Here is a 17,629-nt window from a genome sequence, read left to right as displayed (position 1 = left end):
AAATTTTTATCCTTAGTTATTCTCCAAAGTAGCAAAATCAAAAGACCAACCCAAATCCTTTTTGTACCAAAGTTGTCCTCCTTTTACTTGTAGTGGACTGTCAAAATTATTGGTGTACAAAGCACCGGTTCCTAATCCTTGTGGAAGCGGACTGTTTTGCAAATACGTCCATTGAGCAATCGCATTTAAGCCAATATTACTTTCTAATGCTGAGGTAATCCACCAACCTATTTTATGTTTTTCGGCTAAGTCAATCCACTCTTGAGTACCTCGAAATCCACCCACAAAACTAGGTTTCAAAATGATGTATTGCGGCTTAATTTTTTGTAATAATTCTTCTTTATCTGTGGTAGAATAAACACCAATTAACTCTTCGTCTAATGCAATTGGGAAAGGAGTGTTTTTACAGAACTCTGCCATACTGTCAGTTTGATTTTTAGCAATAGGTTGCTCAATACTATGTAGTTTAAATTCAGACAATTGTATTAACCTATCTAAAGCATCATTTTTATCAAAAGCACCATTAGCATCAACTCTAAGTTCTACTTGATCAGCAGTAAAATGAGTACGAATATAACGCAATAAAGACAATTCTTTTTCAAATTCGATAGCTCCAATTTTAAGTTTTACACATCTAAAACCATCTGCTAATTTCTCTTCAATTTGCTCTTTCATGTAGGCCTCCTCGCCCATCCAAATCAAACCATTAATATCCATGGCTTGGGCTCCGTTTGTAAAATCAGATGGAAACAACTCGAACGGATTGGCACTTGCTAAAGATTGAAAAGCCATTTCAACGCCAAATTGTATTGACGGAAACTCTATCAACGCATCCCAAAGTGCAGTAACTCCCAAATTAATATTCTCGCAAGTCCATTGCAAACGTTGCTCGTAATCCGGACGATCATCCGCACTTAAGCCGCGCAAAATACCGCACTCTCCTATTCCTTTTTTACCATTGTGTTCGATGATAATAAACCACGTTTCTTTCTCTGTTAAAATACCGCGAGAGGTGCCTGACGGGCGCTTGAACTCGAGCATGTATTTATGATAAGTTGCTTTCACGATATTGTTTTTAAAACTTGTTTTGTTAACGAAGTAACTTCAAAATACGATCAAAATCTGCTGATTGAATACCCGCTTTTGCAAAAGCAGCAAAATCAAGCTCCGTTTGTTTTACCCAACTAGCCTGTGCCGTTACATTTTGATTTTGATAGGTTTTGTGTATTTTTTTGGCTGCTGAAAAATTATCATTTAGCAAATACGCATGAGCCAAATTGAGCTGTATAAGCAATTCAGATGGGTCTTTTTGAGCTCCTTCTTGTAAATACTTAATTGCTTTTCCGTATTGTTTGGTCATGAGATAATTGCGACCTAATGCGTTATAATCTAAAGCTGTTGCTTGACCATCATTTACGATAGTTAACAATTGCGTTATTGCTTCGGCTGGTTTGCCTTGTTTGGCTAAGGTTGTAGCTTGCGTGCGTAAATCAGCATAAATAGATTGAGACAAACTCGTTTCGCCGTAACAATTGTTACCGAAATCTTTAAAAGCTTTGGACTGTTCTGCAGGCAGTAATTTTGTAAATTCCTTAGCCTTGTATTTGTTTTGAATCTTATCTAAAATGCAAACACAAAAATCATCCGAATTAGACATTTTTTTCGCCAAATTAGAGGTCTTGCATTGCTCAATTATTGCTTTTCGGCTGTCGACTGTCCAACCACGACTTAGTTTTGTATCAACCCACGGCACTACTTCTAAAATAATTTTTTGACTCATGATCCAATTTTTGCTTTCAAAAGCAAACCATAAGTTACTGGAGTTTTGCTGCAAGCAAAGACTCTTATCAGCAGATAATAATTGTGCATCTTTACTAACAGCTTTGCTTTGCTCGAAGCAAGCTGCATTAGCAGAACCGTCTTTTACGTATTGTTGCGCAGCACTAGCTGAGGTAAAAACGGCGTATTTACAGGTATCGTCGCCCGATATTTTAGAAAGTAAAAAAACCGCTCCGGCAGAACCTTGACTTATTCCGGTAGGATCAGGAATAGCCTTGAGAACAGATACTAAACTACTCGCCATTTGATGATTTTTATCTAGCAAAGTAATGCGAAACAAAATTTCGGTAGTGCCTTCAGGTAAATCTTGAGTTTTGACTAGCATTCGGTCACGTGCCGAAACTTGAATTTCTTGTGTCGTAGCGCGCGCTTTATCCCAGTAGCCTTCTTTTTGAGCGAAAACACCTGAGGCTAGCAAGAGCGCGAAGTAAGTAAAAAAATATTTTTTTTGTAACATAATTAAGATAGTTAACTCTGAAATCGATTGGTTTAGAAATTAACGATCGTCTAATTCTAAACGCTCGTCCTAGCCCTGATAGTAGTGAAAATCCTTTTATAAAATGGCCAGCCTGTTAAGGCCAGCCATTTTATAAAAGGATTTTCACTACTATCAGGAAAAAGCTCCTAAACCATTTATAAATCGATAGACGCACCTATTTCTAGCAGCATTAAATCTTTTCCTTTGTTGAAAAACTTACGGATTGCCTCTTCTTTGTTGATTTCGATATAACCGAAAGTGTCAAAATGGTAACCTAAAACTTTATCACACTCCACAAAATCTGATGCAAGGATAGCATCTTCAACATCCATGGTAAAATTATCCCCGATTGGAAGAATAGCTAAGTCTAATTTGGTACGCATTGGAATAAGTTTCATATCCATTGTCAAAGCCGTATCGCCAGCAATGTAGATGTTTTTGTGCTCACTCTCAATAACAAAACCTCCTGGGTTTCCGCCAGTAGCTCCGTGAGGAAAAGAACTTGAATGCACAGCATTAACGTATTTCACTTTACCAAAATCGAAATTCCAGCTTCCGCCGTGATTCATCGGGTGAGCCTGAAAACCTTTGGCACTGTAATAATCAGCAATTTCAGCATTGGATACAATTACGGCATTGGTTCTTTTGGCGATAGCCTCAACATCAGCTATGTGATCGCCGTGTGCGTGAGTGAGTAAAATATAATCAGCAGCCAACTCGTTTACATTGATATGAGCCGCTTTTGGGTTTGGAGAAATAAAAGGATCTACTAAAATGTTTTTGCCACCTACCTCGATACCTAGTGAAGCGTGACCATAAAATGTAATTTTCATAAGAATTGAATTAAAGGTTTGTGTGAATTAACGAAAAAATATAGTCAAAAGTTGTAAAATAAAACTCTTTTTTGGGGTAAAATAAACTTAACGACCTCCTAAAAACAGGTTTACAATTATATCCTGAATAAGCGATACCATACACAACGCTAAGAGCAAAGACAATGCAAAAGTGCTTAATGCTAATTTTTTTAATTCGGGATCGAGTTCTTTTGGATTTTGATTGGCTTGTACGGTTTTTAAATGTTTGATTAACGGAATATAAGCCAAAACAAAAAGGTATTGATCAAGGCGATACTCACTTAAAATAGCGAAAACAAGAACCAAAACCATAGCCGTAATTACCAAGAAATAATGGTATTTTTTTGCTTTGGCACCACCCATTTTTACTACCATGGTATTTTTATTTGATTTTCTATCTGAAGCTTCATCGCGCATGTTATTCAAATTAAGAACTCCAGTACTTAATAATCCTATAGCGGCAGCAGGAAGGAATAAATCGAAATCAAGTTGTTTGGCATATAAAAAATTAACTCCCAAAGTACTCACCAAACCAAAGAAAACAAAGACAAAAATATCCCCGAAACCACGGTAGCCGTAAGCAGTTTTCCCTACCGTGTACCGAATGGCCGAAACGATTGCTAGAATTCCCAAAACCAAATAGAAAAGTGAAAACCAAAGATTAGTGTCTTTGAAAGAAACATAAATTAAGGCTACTGCTGAAAACAACGTTAAAACCGAAGTTATTATAATAGCCTGCTTCATGGCGGCGGCACTAATAGCGCCACTTTGAATGGCACGCATTGGACCTACCCGATCAGAATTATCAGTTCCTTTTACCCCATCGCCATAATCATTAGCAAAATTAGAGAGCACTTGCAAGCCCAAGGTTGTTAATAAAGCAAGCCCAAAAATAGACCAGCTAAAAACTTCTGTAGGTGTTTCAATTGTATTTGTTGGTCGCAACGCGTACATACTACCTACGATGATTCCGGATACAGATAAAGGTAGGGTTCGTAAACGTGCGGCTTCAATCCACTGCTTCATGCTATTTTTTATTTTTTAAATTCTTTTTCACTGACAATTGTATGTACAAATGTACGGTATAAAAGAACGATATGCATTGTTTTTTACATCCAATTGCTATTGGAAGTTTCTAATTCGTACAACCATCGATTGATATGTTCCTTGAGCACGGTATAATTGGCCAATTGAAATGAAATATTCCCTCCTGCTGTATGCAAAATGACTGAGCCGATATCCGCTTTTTTGTGCCAAAACAGCTGTGAAGTGGTAATGGCTTGAATTTTTTGAGGTAAAATAATTGCTTCGCTCACATCCCAAGCGCCCGACGTTTTAATGATGAATTCCGGATGAATGTACAAGCGATAATTTTTGAACTTAAAATACTGTAAAACGATCATTAGTACAACATAAAACGGAACCCAACCTACATACTCCATTATCTCAGGAAAAAAAGTATTTGCCAACCCAAAAAACAAGGCCACAGGAATAACTACAGCTATAAAAAGCCCAAAAACTAACTTTCGGTAATTGGGAATAAATTCGATTCCTTTTTCAGGTAGTTTAGAAAATAACAACTGAAAAATAGCGTCTCGTTCCGTTGGATCACAACCCGGAATTTCAATAGCTGATTTGCGTTGTTCTTCGGCGCCACCCGTTGCTTGTTTAATTCTAATGTCTAAAATACCCCACTTACGTTGAAAGTAATTCTGTGTTACGGTGGTGATTTGAACTTTCTCTGGTTTTACAATAGTGCTCTTGGAGTTTAAAAGGCCGTATGATAAAAGTAATGAACCTTTTTGTTTGGCAATATTAAAATTAAAAAACTGCACAAAAACCCGAATAATATTTAGTAACAAAACAGCAACAAGTACCATGAAAAACCCCATGATTATGGCCTTTAATCCTTGCGAATAATCAAAATAAGCCCCAAAATCCTGCTCATAGCCAGTTTCTTGATCGGATAATTTTGAAAGACTCTCGAAAACAGTACTGAAAAACAAAACCAACAAGGCAATAGTGCGCTGATAGTTCGATGTAATTCCGACTTTTAACAAGCTAAAAAAACTAATTTTTATAAAAGGAGTTATCGTCGTGTTGCTTTCAAATTCTGCTGCTGTACCAGGTTCATTTTGACCTAAAATTCGTTCTTTGCCTTCATTTTCAAGCAAGCACGCTTTTAAATCCAAAGCCAATTGCTGCGAAATTGCCTTTATGTTTCCCTCTTTTTTGTTGCTCCCAGCGGTATCAACTTGCAATTCATAAACCCCAATTATCTTTTGAATAAACGACTGGTTGATGTTTACTTGCTGAATCTTATTGAGTTGGATGGCAGTTTTGGTCTTGTTTAAAATGCCTTCGTTGATAATGAATTCTTGATTTTCTTCATCCAGATAAAAAGTAAAGTTCCTGTATTTTAAGTACGAAATGAGAGCGATTAGCACTAAAAAAAGGCCAATCACTCCAAAAATGTACCCCAAATAAAAGTTTTTTAACCTAAAAAAGAAAACCAAAAAAATAGGCCAAAAGGCTCGTGCGTATTGTTGTAAGGTATAAAAAAACAAAACCCAAATACCAACGGCTGACTGCCTTTGCGGCTGACTAAAATCAGTGCGCATTATAATTGTTTTTGAATTTTACCCATCAATAATTGTTTGATATTTTCGGCTTGTTCTTTTTCGATACCCGGAATTTCAATGTCGCTTGCGCTACCGCCTGCGGTAAAAACTTGAACCTTTGCCAATCCTAAAAATCGTGAAACAAAGCCTTCATGTAAAGCCACATGCTGCACTCTATTATAAGGAATTACGATAGTATTCGTAGCAATAATTCCTGAACGATAGACCACATCATGCTCACGAAAAGCAAAGCCTTTTTTCTTGAAACCAATGATTGCAAAACAAACAATTAATAACAATGACAAAGGCGTCAAAACACCAATAATGAACCAAATTCGGTTGCTAAAAACATCAGGTTCAAGTTCAGCAAGGACAAACAAACCGCCAGTAAGTACGCCGATAATCAGTGCCAAATTACAAGCAATAACGATTCCGTATTTACTATTCAAAGCCGTAAACGGAATAGACTCTAATTTGGGTAAATTTTGAGTGTCAATAATATCATTCGTAAATAATTCCATAAAGAGTACAATTGTTTAAGCACTTATATATCAGTACTTAAAGTGATTTTATTTTGAATTAGCAATTTAAATTATTACATTACGGCAACCATTTTTTTTCAAAGTTTGGTTTTCTCTTTTCAAGAAACGCATTTCTACCTTCTTTAGCTTCCTCAGTCATATATGCTAAACGTGTTGCTTCACCAGCAAATACTTGCTGACCAACCATTCCATCATCAGTCAAGTTCATGGCAAATTTCAGCATTTTGATAGCCATAGGCGATTTTTGCAAAATTTCTTGAGCCCATTCGTATGCAGTTGCTTCTAATTCATCGTGAGGCACTACTGCATTCACCATGCCCATATCCATTGCTTCTTGCGCTGAATAATTGCGTCCCAAGAAGAAAATTTCTCTTGCTTTTTTCTGTCCCACCATTTTGGCCAAATATGCTGAGCCGTAACCTCCATCAAAACTGGTTACATCAGCGTCGGTTTGTTTGAAAATAGCGTGTTCTTTGCTAGCTAAAGTCATATCGCAAACCACGTGCAAACTATGTCCACCACCTACTGCCCATCCTGGAACGACAGCAATAACAACTTTTGGCATAAAGCGAATCAATCGTTGTACCTCCAGAATATTTAATCGGTGTTGCCCGTCGTCGCCCACATATCCTTGATGCCCACGTGCGTTTTGATCGCCACCGCTACAAAAAGAATAAACGCCATCTTTAGACGAAGGACCTTCAGCAGACAGCAATACCACACCAATAGAGGTATCTTCCTGCGCATCGTAAAAAGCATTGTATAATTCAGCAGTTGTTTTTGGTCGGAATGCGTTGCGCACATCCGGACGGTTAAAGGCAATTCGGGCTACCCCATTGCATTTTTTATAAGTGATATCTTCGTACTCTTTGGCAGTAATCCAATCCATTTTGAATGATTTAAAATTTTCAGTGTAAAAATAAATCATTTTTTACATTATCCCTATTCCATTTCGATAAGCTTGTGGTAATAATTATCTGATTTATAGAAAACAAATGTTAAAAAAAGTAATTTTTAAAACCAAAAAAGCAACTTATTAGATCGTTTTTTATAACTTTAACATATGATAATCAATATGATATCCATTTAAAATGTGTATGTATTTTAAATTTAAACACATTTTACTTTAAGTTATGTTTTGATTCGATAAAATTGCAAAAATGAAATCAGTAGTGCTTTGTGACTACTACAAAATATAGAAAAGGTTGTATCGTTTGCTTCGTTTAAAAGTATAACAGAAATAGCAAAACTGTTGCTATAATAACGTAAACGCATTGATAAACAAATTGCAGCCTGTATTTTTTAATGATACGCTTGCAGGTACAAGCCTAACATTAAAACGAGAAAGACTAATCATTATCGATTAGTCTTTCTTTTTTTACTCTTTAATCAGGTAAATACCGTCTTCTTTAATTTCGATGCGTTGTTCTCGATACAAAGCGCCGATAGCCTTTTTAAAAGTCTTCTTGCTCATTTTAAGTACCGTTTTAATATCTTCTGGATGAGAATTATCGGTGAGGCGCAAGAAACCACGACTCGCTCTTAGCTCGTCTAAAATTTTCTCAGCATTTGGTTCAATACTTTGGTAACCCTGAATTTGAAGCGAAACATCTATCTTATTATCAGGTCTAATAGCTTTGATGTAACCGCGCATACGATCTCCTGTACGGATTGCATCATCGTACACCTCGTCTTTGTACATCAAACCCTTGTATTTTTCATTGATGATTACGTTAATCCCCAACTCCGTTATGTGCGATACGATTAAATCAACTTCTTCTCCTTTTTCGACCGTAAGGTTTTCATTTTTTAAAAATTGGTTTAATTTACTCGATGCAACCAAACGATTGGTTTTTTCATCAAGATACAAGTACACCAAGTAGCGCTTGCCTTTTTCCATTGGGCGTGCTTGCTCTTTGAAAGGAACCAAGATATCTTTTTCCATTCCCCAATCCATAAAAGCTCCCACTTGATTGGTATAGTTTACCCTTAGCAAGGCAAATTCGTTTAGTAAAATACTTGGTTCAAGCGTAGTAGCTACAGGTCGCTGTTCGTGATCCAAATACACAAACACAATGAGCTCCTCACCTATTTCGAATACCTTAGGAACGTATTTGTTTGGCAGTAACACATCGTGAATTCCTTCAGGATCCAGCTCTGGATTTCCCAAAAACAAACCCACTTGGGTATCACGTAATATAGTAAGCGTATTGTATTTTCCTATTTCAATCATTGTAATTCAATTTCTAAAGCGCAAAGGTACGAAGTTTGAAAATAGGATATTAAGAAACGGTCCACAAAAAATAAAGTCTAAATATTTCTATTTTTTTCTTATTGGGAGCACACAACTGTCTTACTGCTCGCGTGCAGTCCCGCTGTACACAGTATCCACGCAAAAAAGCGTGGGATACTCGCTTCCATCGGGGCTAGATTTGCAATTTATGTTTTCAGGCGACGTTCTCCATTGCAAGTCTTAAAAAATTAATTAGCTGAGACCTAACAGGTTTTAAAAACCTGTTAGGTCTTCAATAATAAATTCACAATTCAAATTTCAATCCAAATACCACCTAAAACTATCTAACCTTAACTTCAAACAAATCCTAAAATTAAACACGCAAGCAGCATTCATTTTCTTTTTTCTTAACTTTGAAGAAACTAATAAAAACTACTTAATGAAATCTAAATCCATTATTACATTTGTACTGTTGGTTTGTTTCTCGTTTTCGAGCGTGGCACAATCAACCGTAGACGATCCTGAAATTAAAAAAATGCTGTCCGAAGTGAAATCGGAAAACATGGAAGCTACCGTACGCAAACTCGTTTCGTTTGGTACACGTCATACTTTAAGCGATACCAAAAGTAATACACGTGGCATTGGTGCTGCACAACGCTGGGTAACATCTGAATTTGATAAATATGCTTTAGCTTCAGGCGGCAGATTGACATCTGTAATTGACTATTTTACTGTAAAAGCCGATGGACGCCGCATTGCTACCGACAGCCAGTTGGGTAACGTAATGGCTACATTAAAAGGTACTGACCCTACTGATGACCGTGTGATGGTCATTAGCGGCCATTTAGACTCTAGAGCATCTGACGTGATGGATGCTAAAAGCGATGCTCCCGGGGCCAATGATGATGCCTCAGGAGTTGCTGCTATGATGGAATTGGCGCGCATCATGAGCCAAAGAGAATTCCCTTTTACCTTGATTTTTGTTGCAGTTGTTGGTGAAGAACAAGGTTTGTACGGTGCCAAACATTTAGCTGATAAAGCTAAAAACGAAAAGTGGAACTTAATTGCCATGTTCAACAACGACATGATTGGTAACAGTCTTTCGAGTGGAACAATGTTGCGCGACAATACAAGAGTGCGCGTGTTTAGTGAGGCAATTCCGTTTTTAGAAACTGAGGCTGAAGCTAAAATTAGAAAGTCTATTAACCGTGATAACGACAGCCCATCAAGACAATTAGCACGTTACATTAAAACGGTAACCAACCAATATGTAGATCAATTGGATATCACTTTGGTATACCGCAACGATCGTTTCTTGCGTGGTGGAGACCACACACCTTTTAGTCAAAATGGTTTTACAGCTGTTCGTTTTTGTGAAATGAACGAGAACTACGACCACCAACACCAAGACGTTCGTAAGGAAAACAACATTCAATACGGCGACTTAGTAGAGTTTATGGACTTTGAATATATGAAAAAAGTAACCTTATCTAACTTAGCTTCTTACAGCAACTTAGCTTGGTCACCAAAAGCTCCAACCAACGTTGGAATTGAAGTAAAAGACTTAACTAATTTCTCTACTTTGGTATGGACTGCACCCGCAGGAAAACCAGTTTATGGCTATAACATTTTAGTTCGTGAAACGTCCTCACAACATTGGGAAAAAACAATTTTTGTAAAGGGTACTAAAGTTGAAATACCTTATTCAAAAGACAATTTCTTCTTTGCTGTTCAAGCAGTAGATGAATTAGGGCATTCAAGTTTGCCAGTGTTTCCATTGCCAATTCGATAAATGCAACTACTGAAAACAAAAAAGCGTTCGATGATTCGAACGCTTTTTTTATGCAGTTAAACAAAGTTTATTAATTGTAAACGCTTTCTTTCTTGAAATGTACCGTTAACAAATAATAAATCACGGCTCTAAACTTATTTCTGTTTGAACGTCCGTACTGCTCCATAACTGCATCAATAGCAGCATCAAGCTCAGGACCGTCAGTTAGACCTAATTTTTTAATCAAAAAGTTATTTTTTACAGTGTCCAATTCAGCTTGTTGACTTCCTGCAACCGTAGCAGCATCTGCATTATAAATTGATGGTCCGCATCCAATAGTAACTTTGGTTAGCAAATCCATATTTGGTTCTACACCGCATTTTTCTTTTAAATCAGCAGCATACTTGGTAATTAATTCTTCTCTTGCACTCATAAATAATTGGTTTAATGGTTGTTTATTAGTTTCGTAACACAACCAAATTTAAACATAAAATCTTCTGAACCAAGAAAAGTGAGATTAAATTTAATTTAACTCTTTAAAAAAATTCAATAAAATCTGATCGTTTATTAATGTAGGTGTGAAAACCTCAAGAATGCAAGCCTGTTCATTTTGAGCAAATAATTCGGTAAGGGCAGTGTTTAAACTTCTTTCGTCACTAGCAATGGTATATTTAAAACCATACATTTTTGCCAAATGCTCGGCTGTTAAGCAATGTGAAGTTTCAAAATAAGTATTAAACACAGGAGTTTCGGCATGACCTGGCAAAATCCTAAAAATACCACCACCACCATTATTAATCAAAATAATTTTAAAATTTTTGGGAATGTAGTGATTCCAAAGTGCATTGGTATCGTATAAAAATCCGATGTCACCAGTAATAAACACGGTTTGTTTTTTATTGGCAACAGCCGCACCAATTGCAGTAGACGTACTGCCATCAATGCCACTCGTTCCACGATTGCAATACACTTCGATGCTAGGATCAATTTCAATTAATTGGGCGTACCGAATGGCCGAACTATTGCTTATTTGCAATTGAGAGTGCTGCGGTAGTGCTGGAATTACTTTTTCAAATACTTTAAAATCTGAGAAAGGAATTTTCGACAAGTACAAGTCGGCTTTTAATTTTCTAAGACTTTTAATCTTGTCCCATTCCTTGAAGTAAGTACTGCTTCCCTTTTGCGCAAGCGGAAATAATGCCTCAAAAAATATATTGGGAGTTACGGTAAAATGTTTTGTCAACGCTCCAAAAGTATCATAAGCACGCAACGGATCGATGTGCCAATGTTCCTTTGGTTTGTACTTTCGTAAAAAAGCTTTAATGCGTTTTGATACTACCATTCCACCAAAAGTAATTAAGATTTCAGGGCGCAGTTGTTCAAACTCAATATCCGAGAAAGGCGTAATAATTGTATCAATGTTACTGATAAAGGTAGCATGATGCAAATTAGAAGTCGTTTCGGTTAGCACCACAACCGATTCATCTTGAGCAAAAGCTTCAATTATGGTATCGTTAACCGCATTTGGTTCATTGACACCTACTAAAATCATTTTTTTTGATGACTTATTCCAACTTTCAGCAGCTTTTTGTACTTCATCAATTGCTAGAATTGTATTTTCAATTGCAACAGGAACAACATTTACACTAACCGACAAGTCTGTGATTGTTTCATACAAAGGCTCTTCGAAAGGTGCGTTGATATGAACAGGTCCTTTTTGAGTCAAAGCCGTATTTATAGCTTCATTAATTTTGATATCGTTTTCATTCGACACCTCTTCTTTTAAATTGGCATTGTACAACGAGTGGTTAGCAAACACGTTTTCTTGCCTTATCGTTTGCCCATCGCCAATATCAATTTTACTTTGCGGACGATCAGCAGAAATTACAATCAATGGAATTTGACTGTAAAATGCTTCCGCAAAAGCGGGATAATAATTTAGCAAAGCTGATCCAGAAGTACATACCAAGGCTACTGCCTGCTTGGTTTGCTGTGCAATTCCTAAACCAAAAAATGCGGCCGAACGCTCATCGGCAATACTGTAGCAGTTAAACGCAGGATTGCTTGCAAAACCTATGGTTAAAGGAGCATTACGTGAACCGGGCGAAATTATTATGTTGGTAATTCCTTTGGCCAAACACAACTCAATTATGCTTTGCGCTAAAGGTATTTTGGGGTATATCATCATGTCATTTTTCTGAGTTACAAAGTTACAAACTTGGCAGGCTTTTTCCTTTTCTTTTAGAGGTTTTTTGTTAATTTTGAACCAAATCAAATAGCCATGTCTGTAAGCATTCGCCCTTATCAACCCGAAGATACTCAAGCCATTCTCGATATTATCAATTACAATATTTTGCACTCTACAGCGCTTTACGATTACAACGTGCGAACATTAGACCAACAAAAAAATATCATAGAAGACAAACTGGCTAAAAATTTCCCTGTGATAGTAGCCACAATTGAAAATCAAGTAGTTGGTTTTGGGATGTATAGCGAATTTCGTTTCCGCGAAGCGTATAAATTTACAGTAGAGCACTCAGTTTATGTTGATGAAAATTTTCATGGAAAAGGCATTGGTAAACTACTGTTGCAAGAGCTCATTTCGTTAGCAAAACAACAAAAACTGCACACCATGATTGCCGTAATTGATGCAGAAAATGAGAGCAGCGTTACCTTTCACGAAAAATTTGGTTTTAAAACGGTTGGCGTAATTAAAGAATCTGGTTTTAAATTTGATCGTTGGTTACACTCGGTGTTCATGCAATTGATATTAGAGTAATTCAGCTATAATTAGGGTACTTGCGTTATAAAAGATACCTTTGTGTTTTTTAAATCAATATGAGCTTTACCCTTCTTTCATCACCTTTACAAGGATTTACCGATTTTCGTTTTCGCAATGCCCAAAATAAATTATTTGGTGGTATTGACACTTTTTATTCGCCATACATCCGACTTAATGGTAAATTAGTAATCAAACCATCTTATCAGCGCGACTTGCAATTGGACAATAATTTAGATTTGGAGGTGATTCCGCAAGTAATTACCAACGATGCCGAAGAATTTTTGTTTGTTGCCAAATATGTTTTGGAATTAGGCTATAAAGAACTCAATTGGAATTTAGGTTGCCCGTATCCGATGGTGACAAAATCAGGAATGGGCTCCGGATTGATAAGCAATACCGAAAAAATCAATCATATACTAGAACGAGCACACAATGAAACGGATATTTTGGTATCAATGAAAATGCGCTTGGGTTATGAGTCTCCGCAAGAAATTTTAGATGTGCTTCCTATTCTTGACAAATATCCGCTTAAAAATATTGCCATCCATGCTCGTTTAGGAAAACAACTGTATAAAGGCGGGGTAGATCTTGATGGTTTTCAAAAATGTATTGATCAAGCCAAACATACTTTGTATTATAACGGCGATATCACTTCGGTAGAAGGTTTTAGAGAAATGCAAGAGCGTTTCCCATCTATTTCACATTGGATGATTGGCCGCGGTTTAATTGCCGATCCTTTTTTACCAACGATGATAAAAAATAACACTACCGACTATCCAGCTAATAAAATAGAATTGTTTAGCGCTTTTCATGATACTTTATACGCTATTTACAGCGAGTCATTATCGGGAAGTACGCATATCTTACTGAAAATGTATCATTTATGGGAGTATTTTAGTACTACTTTTTCAAATCCACACAAAGTTTTAAAAAAGATAAAAAAAGCACAAAGTATCCGTAATTATGAAGCTGCTGTAGCTGAAATTTTCAAAAACGAAAAAATCTAGAGGAAAATATAAACCATTAAGAAATGAAGAAGAATTAAGCGCTGATACTTCATTTAACTTAATTTCTTAATGGTTCAATGTTTATGAAATATTGGAAACTTAGTTAAATCACAAAAAAAGAGATTTTCATTTGACTGAAAATCTCTTTGAAAATATTATACTTTATAAAATCAGCTAACTGCTTATGCTTTAATCCAATTCATTACTTCTGGATCCGTAACCAAAACTCTAGGAGAGATTACTTTTTCAAGTTCTCCGTTTTCATTGATTAGGTATTTTTGAAAATTCCATTCTACAGTTGAATCTTGTAAACCATTTTTAGATTTTTGAGTTAAAAATTGATAAATATCAGCCATATCATCACCTTTTACAGAAACTTTATCCATCATCGGGAAAGTAACACCGTAATTCATTTGGCAAAATGTTGCAATTTCCTCGTTTGTTCCTGGCTCTTGTGACGCAAAGTTATTTGCTGGAAAACCAACAATTACCAACCCTTTATCTTTGTATTCTTTATATACCGCTTCTAAATCTTTGTACTGAGGAGTTAATCCGCACTTAGATGCTGTGTTTACAATGATCACTTTTTTCCCTTTTAGCGTACTAAAATCAAATGTTTTGCCTGATAAATCTTCTACTTTAAACTGATAAATGTTTTCTTTAGCTGTAACTGCTGTACTCATAATTTTGTCTGATTTTTTTGGTTGTGCTTGGTTTTGACAACTAAATAATACTAAAGCAAAAGTTGCTATATAAACTAAGTTTTTCATAATTATAATTTTTGTTAAAAGTACTTCTTTTTTTGTTTTAATAAATTATTTTTTTGTTAAACAGTGGTTAAATAAAAAAAGGAAGCCCGACCCTATGAACTGTCAGGCTTCCAAACAAATAAACAACAAAAACTTCTCGTGGTATTTAGAACGCGTAGGTAATTTTCCCTTTCAAAAAGAAAGGCGTTCCTGGAGTAAAATGTATTTCCTCAACACTTTCTGGCTCATTTTGAAGCCTCGATTCTGTTGCAAATTGTGTTTCATTCCATTCGGTATTGAATATATTTTCGATGGTAATGCCAATATTAATTTTCTTTAATTGATAATTTACATTCAAATCAGATATAAAATAGCCTTTTGCAATAATAGAATTATCCTCATTAGCTGGACGATTCTTGAGGTAACGATAGCGCAAGCCTCCTGAAAATCCGTGCACATTTTGAAAACTCAAGCCACCTGTTGTTGTAAAATCAGGCGCTAACGGTATAAAATCTTGCCCGTTTGGCTCTTCAATACTACGCGCATAAGTATAATTGGCATCTGCGTCAAAAAACAAATGATCATTCAATTGATAACGTAAACTAAGTTCTGCTCCCATTCTACGGGACTTCCCACTCGGCTCAATCACTCCCGCATCACCTACATACACAAATTCTTGATCCAAATACAAATGCCACAAAGCAGCATTTACTAATAGTGATGGTATTGGTTTCCAAATTGTACCAATATCAGTACCAATTGCTGTTGGAAGTATTTCTCTGCCATTATTTTCAACCACCACTCTTGTATCATTTGAGTGAAAACCCATTCCTGATTTGACAAAAAATTGTAATTCATTACTTTTTGAATAAATAAAATTCAATTTTGGCGAAAACTTCACTTCTGTTTCTGCCTGTGTTTGAAACGTGTTGGCTAACTTATCTTGGTAATTGAATTTAAAATAATCCAAGCGCAATGCAGGATTTATAATCCATTTTCCCATCTTAAATTCTGCATTTGCGTACGAGAATAAATTAGATTGCTCTATATCGCCTAATTTTAATCGTTGCAAAACGGTTTTTCTATTCAGCGTACTTGATAATTCAGAGTCAATTGTTGCATCTGATCTAAAACCAATTCCGTATTGCATAAGTACTTCGGCGTCATTGATAAATGATTTTTGATGTAAATCAGCATTCAAACCATAAATCGCTCGCTCTTCTTTTTGTTTTATTTGATCACCATTTACAGGATCATTCAAAAAAAAGGTAAAATTCGAGAACAATTCAAACTCGTAATTTGAATAAAAAGCATTGGCCTTAAAATAGCTGTTTTCACTAATTGGTTTTGACCAAGCCACATTAAAATTAGTTCTTGAAGTTGTTCCACCTTCCGTACTATCAACTGCACCAAATCTAGTAATCACTCCCAAATCAACCAATCGTTGTGGAATTTGTCCAGACGCGTCCCATTTACTTTTGAAACGAGAAGCTAAAATTGAGAACTTACTTGCATCATTCAAACTAACCGAATATTTCCCTAAAAGATTGATTCGATTAAAATTTTGAGGCGCATCAAACGGACCATCTGTCAGAATATATTCAGTTGCAATGTAAGCGCTTTGATTTTTTTGTTGCCCCAAAAGATCAAATAATCCTACTGTTCTGAGCGTATTAAATTGACCAATCTCTACACCAATACTACTGTTTTCGATTTTATCTTTCGTTTGAAAAGCTACATATCCTGCCGTTGCAAAATCTCCTTTGTCCGCATAGTAAGTTCCTTTTCCGAAATCAATTTTATCTACCGTTTCAGGTATAACAAAATGTAAATCAGCATAACCTTGACCGTGCGCATGCGAAACCATATTTACAGGCATTCCATCAACAGAAATGGCAATATCAGTACCATGATCAATATCAAAACCTCTTAAAAAAAGCTGCTCTGCTTTACCTCCGCCTGCGTGCTGACCAATGAACAAACCCGGAACTTTACGTAAAATCTCTTGTGAAGAATTTACTGGCGAAGTTTGCAAATCGATTTTTGAAATGACATTCATAGCCGAAAGTTTGGGTTGAATTACAACTTCTTTTAAACGAAATAGCCCATCTTCAAGAACAATAGCTTCTTCATTTGAATTAAAAGCACGAATTAGTCTTTTATAACCAAAGGCTACTATTTCAAGAGGATCTCCGTCAACCGTTTCAGATAAGGTAAAAACTCCAAATTCGTTACTGTGTGCATGTGTTTGAGATTTTGTATTCAACACGTACACATTTTCTATTGGATTGCCGTTTTTATCTACAATCTTCGCTTTTTTAATTTGCGCCCAAGTCGTTAAACCGAAACATGTTAACAACGTCAAAAAAATATTTTTCATTTGTTTTGATATAAAACTATACATATGAAGTACTTATGAGATGATATTAAATACTAATATGTATAGAGATTAGAGGGCGAAAATATTTCTTTTCAATGGCAATATCAAGAAAAATAAGAACGTACAATTAACATATAACACTTAAAAAATTGACAATCAGAGAACTACTTTGAAAAAGAAAAGTGTTAAAATAGAAAGTTAAACAAGTTTATTTTTTTTTGATTTTAAAACTGTTTACATCTATTTAAATTTATTTACGGAAATAAGATTAAAATGGTTTTACATAAATCATCTTTTTTTGACTATACCTTAAGAAAAGGCAACTTTTTATGTATATTTACGTTCAAAAGATAGTTTTCTTTAGATTTTAAAA

At 35.7% G+C, this 17,629-nt stretch carries 15 protein-coding genes; 3 read left to right on the top strand and 12 right to left on the bottom strand.

From position 1 onward, the window contains the following. Nucleotides 1–12: 12 nt before the first annotated feature. The 8 genes from KBJ98_RS08240 to KBJ98_RS08205 form a co-directional block, all read right to left on the bottom strand. Nucleotides 13–1,065, bottom strand: a complete 1,053-nt coding sequence (locus tag KBJ98_RS08240; RefSeq protein WP_210789390.1) for an o-succinylbenzoate synthase — start codon at nt 1,063–1,065, stop codon at nt 13–15. A 25-nt stretch (nt 1,066–1,090) separates the two neighbouring features. Beyond that, nucleotides 1,091–2,296, bottom strand: a complete 1,206-nt coding sequence (locus tag KBJ98_RS08235; RefSeq protein ID WP_210789389.1) for a tetratricopeptide repeat protein — start codon at nt 2,294–2,296, stop codon at nt 1,091–1,093. A 176-nt stretch (nt 2,297–2,472) separates the two neighbouring features. Then, nucleotides 2,473–3,150 carry a metal-dependent hydrolase gene (locus KBJ98_RS08230; protein ID WP_210789388.1) on the bottom strand — a complete coding sequence of 226 codons (678 nt, stop codon included), beginning with the start codon at nt 3,148–3,150 and terminating at the stop codon, nt 2,473–2,475. An 87-nt stretch (nt 3,151–3,237) separates the two neighbouring features. Then, the gene (gene menA, locus KBJ98_RS08225) at nt 3,238–4,197 is read right to left on the bottom strand and encodes a 1,4-dihydroxy-2-naphthoate octaprenyltransferase (RefSeq protein ID WP_210789387.1); all 960 of its coding nucleotides are present in this window, start codon (nt 4,195–4,197) and stop codon (nt 3,238–3,240) included. 83 nt (nt 4,198–4,280) lie between these two features. Beyond that, nucleotides 4,281–5,792 carry a PH domain-containing protein gene (locus KBJ98_RS08220; protein WP_210789386.1) on the bottom strand — a complete coding sequence of 504 codons (1,512 nt, stop codon included), beginning with the start codon at nt 5,790–5,792 and terminating at the stop codon, nt 4,281–4,283. Then, nucleotides 5,792–6,313, bottom strand: a complete 522-nt coding sequence (locus tag KBJ98_RS08215) for a PH domain-containing protein (RefSeq protein WP_210789384.1) — start codon at nt 6,311–6,313, stop codon at nt 5,792–5,794. The genes KBJ98_RS08220 and KBJ98_RS08215 overlap by 1 nt, the downstream gene beginning before the upstream one ends. A gap of 79 nt (nt 6,314–6,392) precedes the next feature. Continuing rightward, a complete protein-coding gene (locus KBJ98_RS08210; RefSeq protein ID WP_166134218.1) occupies nt 6,393–7,262 on the bottom strand; it encodes a 1,4-dihydroxy-2-naphthoyl-CoA synthase in 870 nt (289 codons plus the stop codon). A 450-nt stretch (nt 7,263–7,712) separates the two neighbouring features. Continuing rightward, a complete protein-coding gene (locus tag KBJ98_RS08205) occupies nt 7,713–8,567 on the bottom strand; it encodes a CvfB family protein (RefSeq protein ID WP_210789382.1) in 855 nt (284 codons plus the stop codon). A gap of 439 nt (nt 8,568–9,006) precedes the next feature. On the opposite strand from KBJ98_RS08205, the gene KBJ98_RS08200 reads away from it, so the two are divergent. Continuing rightward, a complete protein-coding gene (locus tag KBJ98_RS08200; RefSeq protein WP_210789380.1) occupies nt 9,007–10,359 on the top strand; it encodes a M28 family metallopeptidase in 1,353 nt (450 codons plus the stop codon). Nucleotides 10,360–10,429: 70 nt separating this feature from the next. On the opposite strand, the gene KBJ98_RS08195 is transcribed toward KBJ98_RS08200, so the two are convergent. Both KBJ98_RS08195 and menD read right to left on the bottom strand, forming a co-directional pair. Next, a complete protein-coding gene (locus KBJ98_RS08195) occupies nt 10,430–10,771 on the bottom strand; it encodes a DUF2853 family protein (protein WP_210789378.1) in 342 nt (113 codons plus the stop codon). Nucleotides 10,772–10,861: 90 nt separating this feature from the next. Beyond that, nucleotides 10,862–12,523, bottom strand: coding sequence for a 2-succinyl-5-enolpyruvyl-6-hydroxy-3-cyclohexene-1-carboxylic-acid synthase (gene menD / locus KBJ98_RS08190; RefSeq protein ID WP_210789670.1), 1,662 nt, complete (start codon nt 12,521–12,523; stop codon nt 10,862–10,864). Between the two features lie 96 nt (nt 12,524–12,619). On the opposite strand from menD, the gene KBJ98_RS08185 reads away from it, so the two are divergent. After that, on the top strand, nt 12,620–13,117 hold the full coding sequence (locus tag KBJ98_RS08185; protein WP_210789376.1) for a GNAT family N-acetyltransferase: 498 nt from the start codon (nt 12,620–12,622) through the stop codon (nt 13,115–13,117). Between the two features lie 59 nt (nt 13,118–13,176). Further along, the gene (locus tag KBJ98_RS08180) at nt 13,177–14,127 is read left to right on the top strand and encodes a tRNA dihydrouridine synthase (RefSeq protein WP_210789374.1); all 951 of its coding nucleotides are present in this window, start codon (nt 13,177–13,179) and stop codon (nt 14,125–14,127) included. Between the two features lie 182 nt (nt 14,128–14,309). Here KBJ98_RS08180 and KBJ98_RS08175 read toward each other — a convergent pair whose 3' ends face one another. Further along, on the bottom strand, nt 14,310–14,810 hold the full coding sequence (locus KBJ98_RS08175; protein ID WP_394369372.1) for a glutathione peroxidase: 501 nt from the start codon (nt 14,808–14,810) through the stop codon (nt 14,310–14,312). A gap of 232 nt (nt 14,811–15,042) precedes the next feature. Beyond that, a complete protein-coding gene (locus KBJ98_RS08170; RefSeq protein WP_210789371.1) occupies nt 15,043–17,256 on the bottom strand; it encodes a TonB-dependent receptor in 2,214 nt (737 codons plus the stop codon). Nucleotides 17,257–17,629: the final 373 nt, after the last annotated feature.

The sequence above is a fragment of the Flavobacterium erciyesense genome (assembly GCF_018069925.1).
In the GTDB taxonomy this organism is placed as follows: Bacteria; Bacteroidota; Bacteroidia; order Flavobacteriales; family Flavobacteriaceae; genus Flavobacterium; species Flavobacterium erciyesense.
This window is presented reverse-complemented; position numbering and strand designations above follow the sequence as displayed.